This is a genomic window from Pseudomonas sp. 382 (assembly GCF_002759075.1).
GTDB lineage: Bacteria > Pseudomonadota > Gammaproteobacteria > Pseudomonadales > Pseudomonadaceae > Aquipseudomonas > Aquipseudomonas vlassakiae.
Genome location: NZ_PEMX01000008.1, coordinates 180236 through 195407, shown reverse-complemented (window position 1 = coordinate 195407; position 15172 = coordinate 180236). Strand labels below are relative to the sequence as shown.

The window sequence follows — 15172 nt, the reverse complement described above, 5'->3', positions numbered from 1 at the left end:
TATCTTTGGGAAATGGACTACAAGAAAGGGGTTAAATCTGATTTTTTACAGCCTGCATTGGCGCTTTCGCGGGCTAGCCCACGAAAGAACTGGCACAGGTTTACACCGCAATCCGCTCAAACCAGCGAGGCCGCGCTGCCGGCAAATGCGGCACTGCATCGAGCAAAGCCCGGGTGTAAGCATGACGTGGCTGCCCAAGCACCTGCGCCACCGCCCCTTGCTCCACCACCCTCCCCCCTTGCATCACCAGCACCTGGTCACTGACCTGCTCCACCACCCCAAGGTCATGGGAGATGAACAGACAAGCCAGGCCCAACTCCGCCTTGAGCTCCGCCAGCAACGCCAGAATCCGCGCCTGCACCGACACATCCAGCGCCGACACCGGCTCATCCAGCACCAAGACCTTGGGTTTCATCGCCAGCGCCCGGGCAATCGCGACGCGTTGCCGCTGCCCGCCCGACAACTCCAGCGGACGACGGTCGAGCAGCCCCGCAGGCAACTGCACCCGCGCCAGCAACGCGGCCGCCTCGGTACGCCGCAACCCACGCGGCACGCCCGCCTGGGCCAGCGCTTCGGCCAGCACCCGCAACACGGTGTAGCGTGGGTCGAACGAGGCCAGCGGGTCCTGGAACACTACCTGGATGCCCTGTCGTGCCTGGCGTTGCTGTGCGGCGGACAAAGCCAGCCAGTCCTGCCCGGCCAAGTGCACGCTGCCCTGCTCCGGCCGCTCCAGCCCCAGCAGGATCCGCCCCAGTGTGCTCTTGCCAGAGCCGGATTCACCGACCACGCCGAGCGTCTGACCGGCACGCACTTGCAGCGACACATCGTTCAGCACCTGACGCATCTGGCCATCCGGCCCGACGAAAGCCTTGTGCAGGCCACGCGCCTCCAGCACTACCGGTTGCTCGTCCACGGGGGCCTCCACCAGCGAAAGCGCCGGGACCGACGGACGCTGAAAATGCACTGCTCGGGCTGCGCTCAGCAGGCGTTGGGTGTAAGGGTCCTGCGGGTCCTGCAGGATTTGTTCGACCGTGCCCTGCTCGACCACCACGCCATGGCGCATCACTGCTACCCGGTCGGCCAGGCGTGCAACCACGGCCAGGTCATGGCTGACCATCAGCAGGCTGTTGTCGCGGGCGCGCAGGTGTTCCAGCAGGTCGAGGATCTGCGCCTGCACTGTTGCATCCAGCGCGGTGGTGGGCTCGTCGGCGATCAGCAGGCGCGGCTGGCAGGCGATGGCCGAGGCGATCAGTGCCCGTTGTCGCAGGCCACCGGACAGCTGCCATGGATATTGCCGAGCGCGGACTTCGGGCTCGGGCACGCCGACCTGGCGCAGCAGTTCGAGCACACGCAAGCGACGCTGTTCAGCGGTCAGGCCAGTGTGCAACAGCAGCGGCTCTTCGATCTCGGCGCCGACCCTGCGCAGCGGGTCGAGCGAACCCAGCGCATCCTGCATGACGAAGCCGATGCGCCCACCGCACAAACGCTGCCAGTCCGTTTCGCCAAGCCGGCGCAGGTCCTGCCCGGCAAACGCCAGGCGCTTTGCCTGCACCTGGGCACCGGCCCCGGTCAGGCCGACCAGGGTACGGGCCGTCACACTTTTGCCCGAGCCGGATTCGCCTACCAGTGCCAGGCACTGGTAGGCGTGCAGTTGCAGGTCGACGCCGTGCACCACCGGCACGCCGTTGAAGCTCACGCGCAGGTCGCGGATGTCCACCAAGGGTGCCGGGTGCTGTTCGAAGATGCTCATGGGTTTCTGCCCTCGCTACGGCGCAACCAGTCGCGGCCGATGACGGTGATGGAAATGACAGTCAGGGTGATCGCCAGCGCCGGCCAGGCCATCAGCCAGGGTGCGTTGGCCATGAAGTTGCGCGCCACGGCCATCATCGCGCCCCACTCGGGCGCAGGCGGTGGGGCGCCGAAGCCCAGGAAGCTCAGCGCGGCGGCGGCGGTGATGGCGCCGCCCAGGCCGATGCAGGCCAGGATCAGTACCGGTTGCACGGCGTTGGGCAGCACATGGGCCAGCACCACCGCCGAGCGACTGCGGCCCAGCGTGACGGCGGCTTCGACGAAGCCGGCGTGGCGGATGGTCAGGGTCTGGGCACGGACCAAACGGGCGTAGCGCGGCACCGAAGCGATGCCGACGGCGAGGATCAGGTTGCTGGTGCCCTGGCCGAACAGGGTGATGATGACCAGCGCCAGCAGCAGGTCGGGGAACGCCAGCAGGACATCGACGGCGCGCATCAGCAGGTTGTCCAGCCAGGCGGGAGCCAGGCCTGCGAGCAGGCCGAGCGAAGTGCCAAGGCCTAGACCGACCAGGGTGGCGGCCAGGCCGATGTAGAGCGATGGGCGGGCGCCGTGGATCAGGCGGCTGAGCACGTCGCGGCCGTTTTCGTCGGTGCCGAGCCAGAAGGTGCTGTTGGGTGGGAGGTAGGCCAGGCGGGCGTCGGCGGCCAGGGGGTCGGTTGGGGAGAGCCAGCTGGGGAAGGCTACAGCCAGCAGGAGCAGGGCAAGGATGACCCAGGCCAGGGTAATGCCTGGGCGAACCTGCCAGTTGTGGGGCACGGTGGTGGGTGTCAATGCGATCGTGTTCATGTCTGTCCTTCTTGTGTCGCCTGTGCCGGCCTCTTCGAGGCTAAAGCCGCTCCCACAGGGATATCCACTGGTTCCAGCAGGGTGGTGATCCTGTGGGAGCGGCTTTAGCCGCGAACAAGGGCGCAGCCCTTGCCATGTGGGCTACGGTGCCGGGTTGGGAGTGCGGCGGTGCACGGCCTGGATTGCGGCCAGCAATTCGTCGCTCAGGTGCACATCCAGCGCACTCAGGTTTTCCTCCAACTGCAACAGGGTGGTCTGCCCGGTAATCGCACTGGCCACGAATGGCTGGCGAATCACGAAGGCCAGGGCCAGTTGCGCTGGCGTCAGCCCATGCGCCTGGGCAATCTGCACATAGCTAGCGATGGCGCTGTTGGCTTCCTCGCTGCCATAGCGATTGAACGTGCGATACACCGACGACAACCGCGAACCCTCAGGCCTGGCGCCGTTCAGGTACTTGCCGGTCAACGCCCCGAACGCCAGCGGCGAATAGGCCAGCAGGCTGATCCCTTCGCGATGGCTGAACTCCGACAGGCCGTTTTCATACAAGCGGTTGAGCAGGCTGTACGGGTTCTGGATGCTGGCGATACGCGCCAGGCCCTTGTGCTCGCTGTGCCGCAGAAACTGCGCAACACCCCACGGCGTTTCGTTGGACACGCCGATATGGCGGATCTTGCCGGCCTTGACCTGTTCATCGAGCACTGCAAGGGTTTCTTCGATGGCAATGGTGTCCGGGTGGTCATCGGCATAGGGATATTCGCGGACGCCGAAGAAGTTGCTGGTGCGATCGGGCCAATGCAGCTGGTACAGGTCCAGGTAGTCGGTGTTCAGCCGGCGCAGGCTCCCTTCCAGAGCGGCGACGATGTTCTTGCGGTCGTGGTGCGACAGGCCATCGCGGATGTGTGCCTGGCCACCGGGGTCGCGGGCCGGGCCGGCGATCTTGCTGGCCAGGATGAGCCTGTCGCGGTTGCCACGGGCTTTGATCCAGTTGCCGAGGTAGCGCTCGGTGGTGGTCCAGGTTTCGGCGCGGGTGGGCGTGGGGTACATCTCGGCGGTGTCGATGAAGTTGATGCCGGCGGCGATGGCGGCGTCCAGTTGCTGGTGGGCGTCCTGTTCGGTGTTCTGGTGGCCCCAGGTCATGGTGCCCAGGCTGAGCAGGCTGACCTGGAGGTCGGTGTGGCCGAGGGAGCGGTAGCGCATTGGTTTTTCCTGATGAATGTGTGTTGGGTTCAAGATCCTGGGGCTGCTTTGCAGCCCTTTCGCGACGCAAGGCCGCTCCTACAAGGGATCGCGGTTTCCTGTAGGAGCGGCCTTGTGTCGCGAAAGGGGCGCAGAGCGCCCCCTAGGCTGCGAACTGGTTATGCGCCTTGGGTAAGCCGAGGTGCTCGCGCAAGGTGGTGCCGGTGTACTCGGTCCGGAACAAGCCGCGCTTCTGCAGCAGCGGCACCACTTCCTCGACGAACACCCGCGCGCCCGACGGGAACATGTCGGGCATGATGTTGAAGCCATCCCCTGCCCCGGCCAGGAACCACTCGGCCAAGGTATCGGCGACCTGCTCCGGGGTACCTACAGCCAACCGATGCCCCACCAGGATCCGCCGCGACAGCTGGCGAATGGTCAGGTTCTCGCTGCGCGCCAGGTTCAGCTGGGCTTGCAGAAACCCGTGGGAACCACGCTCGAAATCCGCCACCGCGCCAATCCGATCCCAAGGCAACGGCGCATCCGGGTCCAGCTCGCTGGCATCGATGCCGATGCGCCCCGCCACCTGCTGCAGCAGGCCGTGTTCGCCGTGCCAGGCGTTGAGCTGGTCGAAGCGGGCATGGGCCTCGGCCTCGGTACTGCCGATCACCGTCGACAGGCCGGGCATGATCTTCAGGTGCTGCGGGTCACGCCCCCAGGCCTTGGCGCGGGCTTTCATCTCCTGGTAGAACGCCACGCCGTCGGCCAGGGTAGTCTGGGTGGTGAAGATCGCGTCGGCATAACGTGAACCCAGCGCCTTGCCGCCTTCGGAGGAACCGGCCTGCACCAGCACCGGCCGGCCCTGGGGCGAGCGCGGCAGGTTCAGCGGGCCCTTGACCTGAAAGTGCTTGCCCTGGAAGTCCAGGGTGTGGACCTTGCGCGGGTCGGCGAAGCGGCCGCCGGCGCGGTCGCCGATGATCGCGTCGTCTTCCCAGCTGTCCCACAGCTTCAGGGTCACCTCGACGAACTCTTCGGCTCGCCCGTAGCGGTCGACATGCAGCGGCGCGCCAGCCAGGCCGAAGTTCTGCGCTGCGGCATCACCGGCATTGGTGACTACGTTCCAGGCCGCGCGGCCGCCGCTGATATGGTCCAGCGAGGCGATGCGCCGGGCCAGGTTGAACGGTTCGTTGTAGGTGCTGGAGCAGGTGGCGATCACGCCGATGCGCTCGGTGGCGGCGGCCACGGCGGTGAGCAGCACAGTCGGCTCCAGGCGGCCGCCGGGTTGCGCGGACACGTCCGGCGGCAGTGCCGGGCCGTCGGCGAGGAAGATCGCGTCCAGGCAGCCGTGCTCGGAAATGCGTGCGATGTCGCGGTAGTAGTTGACGTCGATATAGGCGTCGAGTGCCGCCTCGCCCTGGCGCCAGGCGCCGGAATGCGAGCCGAAGCCGAGGATGTTCATGCCCAGGCTCATCTGTTTGCTGCTCATGCGGTTCTCCTGATCAGACTGCGCTGGCTTCGTCGCCGCTGCCCTGCCCTTCACTGGCGGCGGCGTGGCGGGCGCGCCAGGCCTGGGCCGGGCTGATGCCGTTGAGGTAGTAGTCGCCCAGCGCCTGCTCGCGGTAGATCGCCGGGTTGTGCGAGGCCAGGGTCCGAGCGTTGCGCCAGTGGCGGTCGAGGCGCCGGGTAATGCTGGTGGCCGAGGCGCCGCCGACCTCGAACAGCAAGGTGCTGGCCTGCAGCACTTGCGGCAGGACAATCTGCTGGGCCTGGAACGCGTGGATCTCAGCGTCGGTGTAGAGCTGCTCGGGCACCTCGCCTCGCTGCCCCGCTTCGAACACCGCCTGCAGGCTCTGGCCCACCGCAGCCACCTGGGCCTCGGCGGCGAAAGCGAGGCTCGACAACCGGCCGATCACCGCCTGCACCAGCGGGTCGGCGGCCGGTTGCGACTGCCCCGGCACACCAAAGGCGCGGGTGCGGCCCTGGACGAAGGCCACGGCATCGGCCAGCACCGCACGGCTGATGCCGGCCAGCGTGGCCAGGTGCACCGCCTGGTAGAACGCCGTGAGGTACGACTCAGCGCGCAACTCCCCTTTGCTGAAGCGGCGCAGCAGATGCTCAGGCTGCACCTTCACTTGCGTGAAACGCGTGGTACCGCTGCCCGTCAGGCGCTGGCCGAAACCATCCCAGTCATCGACCCGCTCCACCCCCGGCGCACGGGTCGGTACCGCCAGGCTGACGAAGTCGTCACCGTGGTTGGCCACCGCCGCGACCCAGTCGGCGTACAGAGTGCCGGTGCAGTAGTACTTCTCACCGTCCAGGTAGTAACCGCCCTCGTCCTCGCTGAGCTGCACGGTATTGCCGGTGCTGTCGGTGCGCTCGGCCATGGCCGCGCCCCACAGCTCACCGGCCACCACACGGGCGAACCAGTAGTCCTGGGAAGCGGCGTCGTTGGACGACAGTCGCCCTTCGACAAAGCCGAAGTGGGCGCGGAAGATCTGCGGCAGGTTGGAATCGGCCTGGCCCAGGCGCACCAACTGGCGCAGCAACTGCGGCAAGCTCGCGCCAAGGCCGCCGTGGCTGCGGGGCACGCGCAGGGCGCCAAGGCCGGCTTCGCGCAGCCAGGCCACCGGTTCATGGGCCAGGGTGCGTTGCTGCTCGCGGGCCACTGCGCCTTCGGCAATGCGCGCGTAGATCGGCGCAAAACGCTCATCCAGATCGGCATCGGTAATCGAGGTTTGACTCATGGCAGTTCCTTTTTCGTGAATTCAGGGGCGTGCGGTGCGCGGGTCGATGGCCTGGGTCGCCAGGTCCACCAGCAGGTTGACCAGCACGTAGAGCGCCGCTGCCAGCAGGGTCACGCCGAGCACCAGCGGCACGTCCTTGGTGGCGGTGGCGTCGAGCATCAGCCGGCCAATGCCCTGGCGGCCGAACAACAGTTCCAGCACCACCGCCCCACCGAGCAGGCTGGCGAACACGTAGCCGGCCAGGGTCACCAGCGGCACCAGGGCGTGGCGCAAGGCATGGCGCAGGCGCACGGCGGTATCACCCATGCCGCGGGCGCGGGCCTGGGTGATGAAGGGTTGTTCCAGTACCTGCTCCAGCGATTGGCGCAGCACCTGGGCCAGCACCGCCGCAATCGGCAATGCCAGGGCAAGGCTCGGCAGCACCAGTGAGCGCCAGCCGCTTGAACCGGACGGCGGCAGCACATGGAAGTAGAAAGCGAACGCCAGCAGCAGCACCGTACCGATCACGAAGTTGGGGGCTGACGAGAGCACCAGTTCGATGCCCGACACCAGCGCCCGCAGACGGCGCCCACGGTTGGCAGTAAGCAATGCCGAAGCCAGTGCCAGCAGCACTGCCAGTACTGCCGCGCTGCTGGCCAGGGCCAGGGTCGCACCGGCCTGCTCGGCAATCGCCTGGCCGACCGGAATGCGCAGTCGGTACGACTCGCCCAGCTCACCCTTGCCCAGGCGCAACAGGTAATGCCCGTATTGCACCCACAGCGGCTGATCGAGGCCGTATTCGGCACGCACCTGGGCCAGCAGCGCTTCGCTCGGCATGGCATCCGGGCCGCCGAGAATCACCAGTGCGGTGTCACCACCGCTGTGCTGCATGCCGAAGAAGGTCAGGCTGGCCGCCGCCCACAACACGATCAGGCCGTCACGCAGGCGGCGCAGCAAAGTGGCCAGCAATGTCATGGTTGCTCCTTTGCCAGCCACACGCTGGTGAACAGGGGAACGTTGTGCGAACCGTCGAACAGCACGCCGCCGACTGCGTTGCGATAGGCCAGCAGCATCTGGCTTTCCACCGAGGGCACGGCCGGCACGGTCTCGCCCAGGCGCTGCTGGGCCTGGCGATACAGCGCGCGGCGCTGCGCCGGCTGGGTGCTGCGCCGGGCGTCACCGAGCAGCTGGTCGAGGCTGGCGTCGCGGAAGTGGCCGACGTTCTGGCCGATCATCCGGGCGCTGGGGATCGACTGGCTGTGGTAGAGGATGTACAGGCCGTCGGCTGTATTGGTGTGCCAGTAGCCGCCGCCGAGGGCATCGAAGTTGCCGCGGTAGCGCAGTTCCATGACCTTGCTGATCGGCAGCAGCTCGATGCGCAGGTCGAAGCCCACTTTGCGCAGGTCGGCCTGGGCCGCCACCGAGACATTGGCCGGGAACGCCGGGTTGTCGTAGGTCAGCAGCGTCGCCCCGAGGCGCTGGCCGTCGCGGCTGCGGTAGCCCTCGGCATCACGCCCGGTCCAGCCGGCGGCATCCAGCAGCCGGCCCGCTTCGGCGGGGTCGAAGGCCAGGGCATCGCGTGCCACCGGGTCATAGCCGGGGGTGTTCAGCGCCAGAAAGTCACCCTTGGCCTGGTACTCGCCGAAGCCGGAGATCCACGCCAGGCCGTCGCGGTCGATGGCCTTGGCCACGGCCTGGCGCACCCGCACGTCATCGAACGGTACGCGCTCGACATTGAAGGTAATGCTGCGCGCCGGGTTGCCCTTGCGGATGCGGTTGCGCAGGGTCAGCTGCGGGTTGGCGCGGATCGCTGCAGCATTCTGCGCCGGGGCGTCCAGGGCCATGTCGCTGTCGCCAGCTTCCAGCGAGGTGTAGCGGATCATCGCTTCGGGCACGTAGCTCAATTCAATGCCGTCCAGGTAGGCCTCGCCCTGGTGATGGATCGCAGGTGGCGCCCAGTGGTAGCCCGTGCGGCGGGCGAAGCTGGCGCGCTGGTCACGCACCCAGCCGGTCAATACGAACGGCCCGGTGCCGATCGGCCGACTGGCGATGGTCGCGGGCGCCTCGATGATCTGCCGTGGCGAAATCATCCCCAGCCAGGCTTGCGACAGCACATCGAGAAACGGCGCATAAGGTTCGCGCAAGGTGGCTTCGAAGGTGAACGCATCGACCACCCGGCCGTTCAAGTACGGCGCGATGTAGGCAGCCGCCAGCGGCGACTTGGTCTTCGGGTCGCGCATGTGTTCGAGGTTGACCCGCACCGCTTCCGCGTCGAAGCGCTCGCCGTCGCTGAAGGTGACGTCGTCGCGCAGGTGGAAGGTGTAGGTCAGGCCGTCGGCGCTGATCGTCCAGCTCTTCGCCAGCCACGGCGTGAGGGTGCCATCCTCGGCCTGGTAGACCAGGCAGTCGAACAGGGTGCGGCCCATCCACTGCATGTTGCCGTGGGACAGCGCATGGATGTCGAAGCTGCCGGCATCGGTCGCTGCCGATACGCGCAAGGTCCCGCCGCGCTGGCCGCGTTGCTGCTCGACGAAGTCGCTGGCCGGGTAGCGCATCACGCCGTTCACCTCGCTGACCGCTTCGCCCTTGAGGGTCGACTGGGTCTGCGGGGGCGTGGCGGGTGAACAGGCGGCAACTAACAGCGCACTGGCCAACAGGCATGAATTGAATAGTCGGGTATTTGGCTGCACAGCAGGCTCTTTATATAGACGGCTACATAAAGTCCTATTGCAGATGTCGTGCCAGCCTTATTTCCACGTATTTACTGGATGCCAGCAACCCTTCAGACACTCCAGCCAAACAAACTGCCCATCTACTGTTGAAATACAGACAGCCAGGCAGCGCATAACCCTGTGGGAGCGGGTTTACCCGCGAATGCGGCGGTGGCCCTGCCATTGCATTCGCGGGTGAACCCGCTCCCACAGGGCTCACTGCTCAGTTTGGGTATTTGTATATAACCCGCACTGTTTCAAACACAACACGGCCACAACAAAACTTGCTGTTTCGTTCATCGCCACCCACTCAGTTACTTGGCAAAACCGCAACTTTGGGCCTTTTGCCAGCTGGCACAGAATCTGCTCTTACCGCTTTCGACAGGCCTGACTATTCCCATAGAACGCCGAGGACCTACGATGACTTTCAAGGAATACGACGATGCGTGCGATTCACCCCCACCCACTGCGCCTGGCCATCCGCCACGCCGCTCTGGCCACCCTGCTGGCCCCGGCCACGGTACTGGCCGCTGACCCGACCCTCGGCACGGTGACCGTGCAGGCCGCCAAGCAGACTGAAGTGCAACAGGCCGCCAGCGCGCTCGCCGAGGTGCCCGGTGGCACCAGCGTGGTCGACAGCGAAGAAGTCGCCAAAGGCCGTACCGCCACCTTGCAGGACACCCTGGCCTACCAGCCCGGCGTATTCGTGCAGTCCACCGGCGGCAACGACGCGGCGAAGATCTCGATCCGTGGCTCCGGCGCCAACACCTCGCCCGGCTACTTCCGCGAAGGCATCAAGTTCCTTTTCGATGGCCTGCCACTGACTGGCCCTGGCGGTACCCCTTACGAATTCCTCAATGCCAGCGGCGTCAACTACACCGAGATCCTGCGCGGCGCCAACGCCTTCCAGTATGGCGCGCTGACCCTCGGCGGCGCGGTCAACTTCGTCAACCACAGCGGCTATAGCGCCCCCGGCCTGCGCGTGCGTGCCGAAGCCGGCAGCTACCACTACCAGAAGCAGAGCATCAGCTACGGCGGTGTCGAAGGCGGCCTGGATTACTACCTGCAGGCCGACAACTACCGCAACGACGGCTACCGCGACTACAGCCTGTCGAAAAGCTCGGGCATCGTCGCCAACGCCGGCTACCGCTTCAACCCGAAACTGGAAACCCGCCTGCTGCTGCGCTACCGCGACGAAACCCACAACGACCCCAGCGCCACCACCCTCGACAATGCCCTGCACCACCCGCGCCGGGCCAGCGCCACCGCCGAAAGCAGCGGCGCCGGTGCGCGCCGCCCGGGCAGCATCTGGGTCGGCAGCAAGACCACCTACACCTTCGACGACGATGCGCGGCTGACCTTCGGCCTGTCGTACCACGACTACCGCCACACCAACAGCCCGCGCAGCCCGAGCAACCCCAGCTACTGGGACTGGCACGACCTCGGCCTGCTGCTGGGCTATGACCGCGTCGACTACCTGTTCGGCCACGAGAGCCGCAGCAATATCGCCTTTACTTCGACCCAGCATTTGCGCGGTGGGGTGGATTCGGCCAACGGCAACAAGGTGTCGCTCAAGCAGGTCAACTACAAGGACTCGTTCGACCGGGTGATCGCCCTGGGCAACGACATCAACCTGGTCGACAACCTGTGGCTTACCAGCGGCGTGTCGTTCATCAACGTGCGGCGCAAGGTCAACATCGACTACGCGGTGAACCCCAACACCACCACCTTCCCGCAGCATGTCGACTACGACAACTGGAGCGTCGCCCCGCGCATCGGCCTGCGCTACGAGATCAACCCCGAACTGCAGGTGTTCACCAACTTCAGCCGCAGCATCGACCCGCCCGCCTCATGGGAATACTCCGGCTCCGGCCCGACCCTGCCGTACATTCGCCCGCTGGTGGAGCAGAAGGCCAATACCTTCGAAGTCGGCATCAAGGGCTCGCACGGCATCTTCGACGGCAGCCTGGCGCTGTACCGTTCGTGGATCCACGACGAATTGCTGAACGTGCAGATTATCCCTGCCACGTCTACGGCGGCGGCGGTCACTGGCGCGTTCAACGCCTCGCCGACCATCCACCAGGGTGTCGAGGCCGGGCTCAACACGCGCTTGTGGGACAACCCCGAGGGCGACCTGGTGCGCTGGCGCCAGTCGTACACCTACAACGATTTCTACTACCGGCATGACGACACCTTTGGCGACAACCAGCTGCCGGGCGTGCCCAAGCATATCTACCAGGGCGAATTGCAATACCAGGACCACAGCGGCTGGTACACCGGTGTGAATGTGCAATCGGCATCGCGCACGGCGGTGGACTATGCCAACAGCCTGTATGCGCCGTCGTACACGATCTGGGGGGCGAACCTGGGGTATGAGGCGCCGAAGGGCAACTGGAAGGTGTCGCTGGACCTGAAGAACCTGGCGAACAAGGCGTACGTGACGGCAGTGACGCCGGTGTACAACGCGCGCGGGCTGGATACCGCATCGTTCTGGCCGGGGGATGGGATCGGGGCTTATGTAGGGGTTGAAGTTCGGTACTGAGTTTTCCTGTGGCAGCCCATTCGCGGGCAAGCCCGCTCTCAGAGGTACAGCGCATGTATCAAAGGCTGTGGTGATTCTGTGGGAGCGGGCATGCCCGCGAAGAGGCCGGGTCAGAATTACGCCGTACGGGGCATCAGCTCGTAGGGATGCTTCCACCCCGGCACCGCCTGAATCCGCTGCTTCCAGGCCTCGATGTGGCTGAAATCGGTCAGCACGATCCCGGTATCCTCCGGCATGAACACATACCCCGCCAGCGACAGGTCGGCGATGGTCAGCCGCTCACCGACCATGAACGGCGCCTTCGCCAGGTGCGCATCGACAATCCGGTAAGCCGCCGTGGCCCGCTCGCGCAGAAAGCCGGTCACCTCGGTCTCACCGGTCTTCTTCAGGCACAGCAGAAAACGCAGCGCCGCGTAGTAGCTGGTGAACTTGTGGTTGTCGAACAGCATCCAGCGCCAGATCTCGCGCTTCTCGTTGTCGTCACGCGGGCCGAACTGGCCGGTGCGTTCGGCGAGGTATTCGAGAATCAGTGCCGACTGGGTCAGCCGTTGCCCGGCGTGCTCCAGTACGGGCACTTCGCCCTGCTCGTTGACCTGGTCGCGCCACTGCGGGTCACGGGTCTGGCCGTTGAAGAAATCGACGAACACCGGTTGCCAGTCCTGGCCGGTGAGTTCGAGCATCAGCGCAGCCTTGTAGGCATTGCCGGATTCGGCGAAGCAATGCAGCGTGTAGTCGGACATGGGCGGACCTTCAGTTTCCTTTGAATGATCGGTTTGGGCGTTCACGAAAAACTGCGAAGACGCTCGCACAGATTACACAAAACTATGCTTACATTTCCCGATCAACCCGCCAGGAAGGCCTGCAATGCCCTACCCCGATCTGCCCCGTACCCTGTCCACGCCCCGCACCCTGGTGGTCCGCCCCGCGCCGGCATTCGCCCAGCAACTGCGCCAGGCACTGCTCGACAGCTATGCACTGCACCAGCCATTCCTGGCCTGGGCCAAGCCCGACTGGACCTTGAAGGAAGTGCAGGAAACACTGCAACTGAGCGCCGAGGAGTTCCTCGACCCGGCCAAGGAAAAACGCTACTTCATCCTCGCTCCAGACAGCGGTGAAGTGATCGGCTGCATCGGCCTGCGCCCTGGCGATGACCAGTACGAAGTGGGCTATTGGGCGAGCCAGGCCAGCAGCGGCCAGGGCCTGATGCGTGAGGCGCTGACCTGCCTGCTGGACGCCGTCGATGCCCAGGTGTGGCTGACCACTGATATCGATAACCATGCCAGCCAGCGCCTGGCCGAAAGCGCCGGGTTCGTGCGGGCCGCCAGCCAGCTGACTGAATTTGACCCAAGCACGCCGAGGCCTGTGTACCGACGCGTGCCTGCGGGGAACCGATGAGCCGGCACCTCCATCGGCTGGAATAATTCGCCTCTATTTCTTGCGCTGCATCCACGCGGCCCCGAGGCCACTCAGGCAGATGATGGCAATGCCCAGCAAGCTCGCACTGTCGGGCACCTGCCCATAAATCAGCAGCCCCAGCAACCCGGCAAACACGATCTGGCAGTAGCTGAACGGCGCCAGCAGCGCTGGTGCGGCATGGCGGAAGGCCTGGGTCAGCAGCAGGTGCGCACTCATGCCGAAACCGCCCAGCGCCAGCATCAGCAATGCATGGTCCCAGCGCGGCACTTCCCAGAAGAACGGCACCAGCGCACTCATCACCAGGGTATTGCACAGCCCGGCGTAGAAGTTGCTGGTGGTCGGGCTGTCGTAGGCCGCCAGGATACGCGTGAGCAGCTGATAGAAGCAGAAGCCCAGCGCCGAACCGAACGGATAGAGGATCGCCGGGCTGAACATCGCGCCACCGGGGTGCACCACCACCAGCACACCGATGAAGCCCAGCACCACCGCCACCCACTGCCCAGGCGTCACCCGCTCCTTGAGCAAGGGCGCCGACAGCGCGGTGACCAGCACCGGGGCAAGGAAGTTGACCGAGGTCGCCTCGGCCAGCGGCAGGTATTGCAGGCCGGTGGTGAACAGCAGGCTGGTACTCAGCAGGCTCAGCGCCCGCAAGGTCTGCAGCACCGGGCGGCGGGTGCGCAGCACATTCAGGCCCGACTTGGGCAGGAAGATCCCGGCCATCAGCAGCGTGTGCACCACGTAGCGGGCCCACACCACCATGACGATCGGATACAGCCCACCGAGGAACTTGGACAAGGCATCGTGACTGGCGAACAGGAACGTCGCCACCACCACCAGGGCGATGCCGCGCAGGGGTTGGTTGACTCCGGACAGCGGTGTGCTGGAACTCATGGCGTTCTCGACGGCGGCGTGGCTGCATGCTGCGCCAGGGGAAGGTGCGACAGCACGGATTCTAGAAGAGATACGACAACTTAAGGAAGTTCAATTCCAGGCTTTACCTGGGACGTTCGCCATTCCGTTCGCTTATCGACCACTTTCTACACCCGCTGCATGGTCTGTGCCTGGCAAAGCGCGCACCATCGATGACGGACCCTCGACCTCGAACAAGGAGTTTTCATGCAACGGCTCACCACCCGCAACGGCCTCGACCTGCCCTGCATCGGCCTGGGCACCTGGCCAATGACCGGCGACGCCTGCACCCGCGCCGTGCACCAGGCGCTGGAGTTGGGTTACCGGCACATCGACACCGCCACTGCCTACGCCAACGAAGCCGCTGTCGGCCAGGCCCTGCGCGACAGCAGCGTGCCGCGTGAGCAGATCCACCTGACCACCAAAGTCTGGTGGGACCGCCTTGAGCCCAAGGCCATGCGCCAATCGCTGGAAGACAGCCTGCGGGCGCTGGGCACCGAGCAGGTCGACCTGTTCCACATCCACTGGCCCGCCAAGGACTGGGACCTGGCCCGTAGCATCGAAACCCTGGTGGCATTGCGCGACGAGGGCAAGGCGCGCAGCATCGGCGTGGCCAACTTCCCGCTCGGCCTGCTGCGCCGTGTGGTCGAGGAACTGGGCGCGCCACTGTCGGCGATCCAGGTCGAATACCACGTACTGCTCGACCAGCAACCACTGCTCGACTACGCCCGCCAGCATGACCTGGTGCTGACCGCCTACACCCCGCTGGCCCGTGGCCGCGCGGCGGAGCAGGCGGTGATCCGCGAGATTGCGCGCAAGCATGGCGTACTGCCGAGCCAGGTGGCGTTGAAGTGGTTGCTGGACCAGAACGGGGTGGCGGTGATTCCCAAGGCCAGCAGCCGGGACAACCAGCTGGCCAACCTGGCGGCACTGGAGGTGCGGCTGGATGATGCCGACCGCGCGCTGATTGCCGGGTTGCCGAAGGGGCAGCGGGTGGTCAGCCCGGAGTTTGCACCCGACTGGAACAGCTGAGTCCTGCCAGGGCCTCTTCGCGGGCACGCCCGCTCCCACAGGGTTCACCGCAGGCTTGAAGACTTGTG

Annotated in this window: 12 protein-coding genes; 3 read left to right on the top strand and 9 right to left on the bottom strand. The window is 65.8% G+C overall.

Features of this window, described 5'->3' with window-relative positions:
* Window positions 1–100: 100 nt before the first annotated feature.
* The 7 genes from CQW31_RS12290 to CQW31_RS12260 form a co-directional block, all read right to left on the bottom strand.
* Window positions 101–1750, bottom strand: coding sequence for an ABC transporter ATP-binding protein (locus tag CQW31_RS12290; RefSeq protein WP_099814582.1), 1650 nt, complete (start codon window positions 1748–1750; stop codon window positions 101–103).
* Window positions 1747–2595 (bottom strand): ABC transporter permease, encoded by an 849-nt coding sequence (locus CQW31_RS12285; RefSeq protein ID WP_054887277.1) that lies wholly within the window; start codon window positions 2593–2595, stop codon window positions 1747–1749. Before CQW31_RS12285 ends, CQW31_RS12290 begins: the two co-directional genes overlap by 4 nt.
* A gap of 141 nt (window positions 2596–2736) precedes the next feature.
* On the bottom strand, window positions 2737–3792 hold the full coding sequence (locus CQW31_RS12280; RefSeq protein WP_099814581.1) for an NADP(H)-dependent aldo-keto reductase: 1056 nt from the start codon (window positions 3790–3792) through the stop codon (window positions 2737–2739).
* A 142-nt stretch (window positions 3793–3934) separates the two neighbouring features.
* Window positions 3935–5257 carry an LLM class flavin-dependent oxidoreductase gene (locus CQW31_RS12275; protein WP_099814580.1) on the bottom strand — a complete coding sequence of 441 codons (1323 nt, stop codon included), beginning with the start codon at window positions 5255–5257 and terminating at the stop codon, window positions 3935–3937.
* 13 nt (window positions 5258–5270) lie between these two features.
* On the bottom strand, window positions 5271–6515 hold the full coding sequence (locus tag CQW31_RS12270) for an acyl-CoA dehydrogenase family protein (protein WP_099814579.1): 1245 nt from the start codon (window positions 6513–6515) through the stop codon (window positions 5271–5273).
* 21 nt (window positions 6516–6536) lie between these two features.
* Window positions 6537–7469 carry an ABC transporter permease gene (locus CQW31_RS12265; protein WP_099814578.1) on the bottom strand — a complete coding sequence of 311 codons (933 nt, stop codon included), beginning with the start codon at window positions 7467–7469 and terminating at the stop codon, window positions 6537–6539.
* Window positions 7466–9049: an ABC transporter substrate-binding protein gene (locus CQW31_RS12260; protein WP_249342071.1), complete on the bottom strand. Its 1584-nt coding sequence runs from the start codon at window positions 9047–9049 to the stop codon at window positions 7466–7468. Before CQW31_RS12260 ends, CQW31_RS12265 begins: the two co-directional genes overlap by 4 nt.
* A gap of 598 nt (window positions 9050–9647) precedes the next feature.
* On the opposite strand from CQW31_RS12260, the gene CQW31_RS12255 reads away from it, so the two are divergent.
* Complete coding sequence (locus CQW31_RS12255; protein ID WP_054887283.1) at window positions 9648–11747, top strand: TonB-dependent receptor domain-containing protein; 2100 nt, start codon at window positions 9648–9650, stop codon at window positions 11745–11747.
* A 116-nt stretch (window positions 11748–11863) separates the two neighbouring features.
* Here the strand turns inward: CQW31_RS12255 and CQW31_RS12250 are convergent, their stop codons facing one another.
* Window positions 11864–12487 (bottom strand): glutathione S-transferase family protein, encoded by a 624-nt coding sequence (locus tag CQW31_RS12250; protein ID WP_099814577.1) that lies wholly within the window; start codon window positions 12485–12487, stop codon window positions 11864–11866.
* 124 nt (window positions 12488–12611) lie between these two features.
* Between CQW31_RS12250 and CQW31_RS12245 the strand changes: the two genes are divergently transcribed.
* Entirely contained in the window at window positions 12612–13142 is a 531-nt protein-coding gene (locus CQW31_RS12245; RefSeq protein ID WP_099814576.1) for a GNAT family N-acetyltransferase, read from the top strand.
* A 33-nt stretch (window positions 13143–13175) separates the two neighbouring features.
* Here CQW31_RS12245 and CQW31_RS12240 read toward each other — a convergent pair whose 3' ends face one another.
* On the bottom strand, window positions 13176–14054 hold the full coding sequence (locus CQW31_RS12240) for a DMT family transporter (RefSeq protein ID WP_099814575.1): 879 nt from the start codon (window positions 14052–14054) through the stop codon (window positions 13176–13178).
* Between the two features lie 225 nt (window positions 14055–14279).
* Between CQW31_RS12240 and CQW31_RS12235 the strand changes: the two genes are divergently transcribed.
* Window positions 14280–15104 carry an aldo/keto reductase gene (locus CQW31_RS12235; protein ID WP_054887287.1) on the top strand — a complete coding sequence of 275 codons (825 nt, stop codon included), beginning with the start codon at window positions 14280–14282 and terminating at the stop codon, window positions 15102–15104.
* Window positions 15105–15172: the final 68 nt, after the last annotated feature.

Bases quoted from the DNA above. Each gene is read 5' to 3' on its own strand.
- CQW31_RS12280 (WP_099814581.1), bottom strand. From the start codon at position 3,792: ATGCGCTACCGCTCCCTCGGCCACACCGACCTCCAGGTCAGCCTGCTC.
- CQW31_RS12265 (WP_099814578.1), bottom strand. From the start codon at position 7,469: ATGACATTGCTGGCCACTTTGCTGCGCCGCCTGCGTGACGGCCTGATC.
- CQW31_RS12240 (WP_099814575.1), bottom strand. From the start codon at position 14,054: ATGAGTTCCAGCACACCGCTGTCCGGAGTCAACCAACCCCTGCGCGGC.
- CQW31_RS12245 (WP_099814576.1), top strand. From the start codon at position 12,612: ATGCCCTACCCCGATCTGCCCCGTACCCTGTCCACGCCCCGCACCCTG.
- CQW31_RS12250 (WP_099814577.1), bottom strand. From the start codon at position 12,487: ATGTCCGACTACACGCTGCATTGCTTCGCCGAATCCGGCAATGCCTAC.
- CQW31_RS12285 (WP_054887277.1), bottom strand. From the start codon at position 2,595: ATGAACACGATCGCATTGACACCCACCACCGTGCCCCACAACTGGCAG.
- CQW31_RS12260 (WP_249342071.1), bottom strand. From the start codon at position 9,049: ATGCGCTACCCGGCCAGCGACTTCGTCGAGCAGCAACGCGGCCAGCGC.
- CQW31_RS12255 (WP_054887283.1), top strand. From the start codon at position 9,648: ATGCGTGCGATTCACCCCCACCCACTGCGCCTGGCCATCCGCCACGCC.
- CQW31_RS12290 (WP_099814582.1), bottom strand. From the start codon at position 1,750: ATGAGCATCTTCGAACAGCACCCGGCACCCTTGGTGGACATCCGCGAC.
- CQW31_RS12275 (WP_099814580.1), bottom strand. From the start codon at position 5,257: ATGAGCAGCAAACAGATGAGCCTGGGCATGAACATCCTCGGCTTCGGC.
- CQW31_RS12270 (WP_099814579.1), bottom strand. From the start codon at position 6,515: ATGAGTCAAACCTCGATTACCGATGCCGATCTGGATGAGCGTTTTGCG.
- CQW31_RS12235 (WP_054887287.1), top strand. From the start codon at position 14,280: ATGCAACGGCTCACCACCCGCAACGGCCTCGACCTGCCCTGCATCGGC.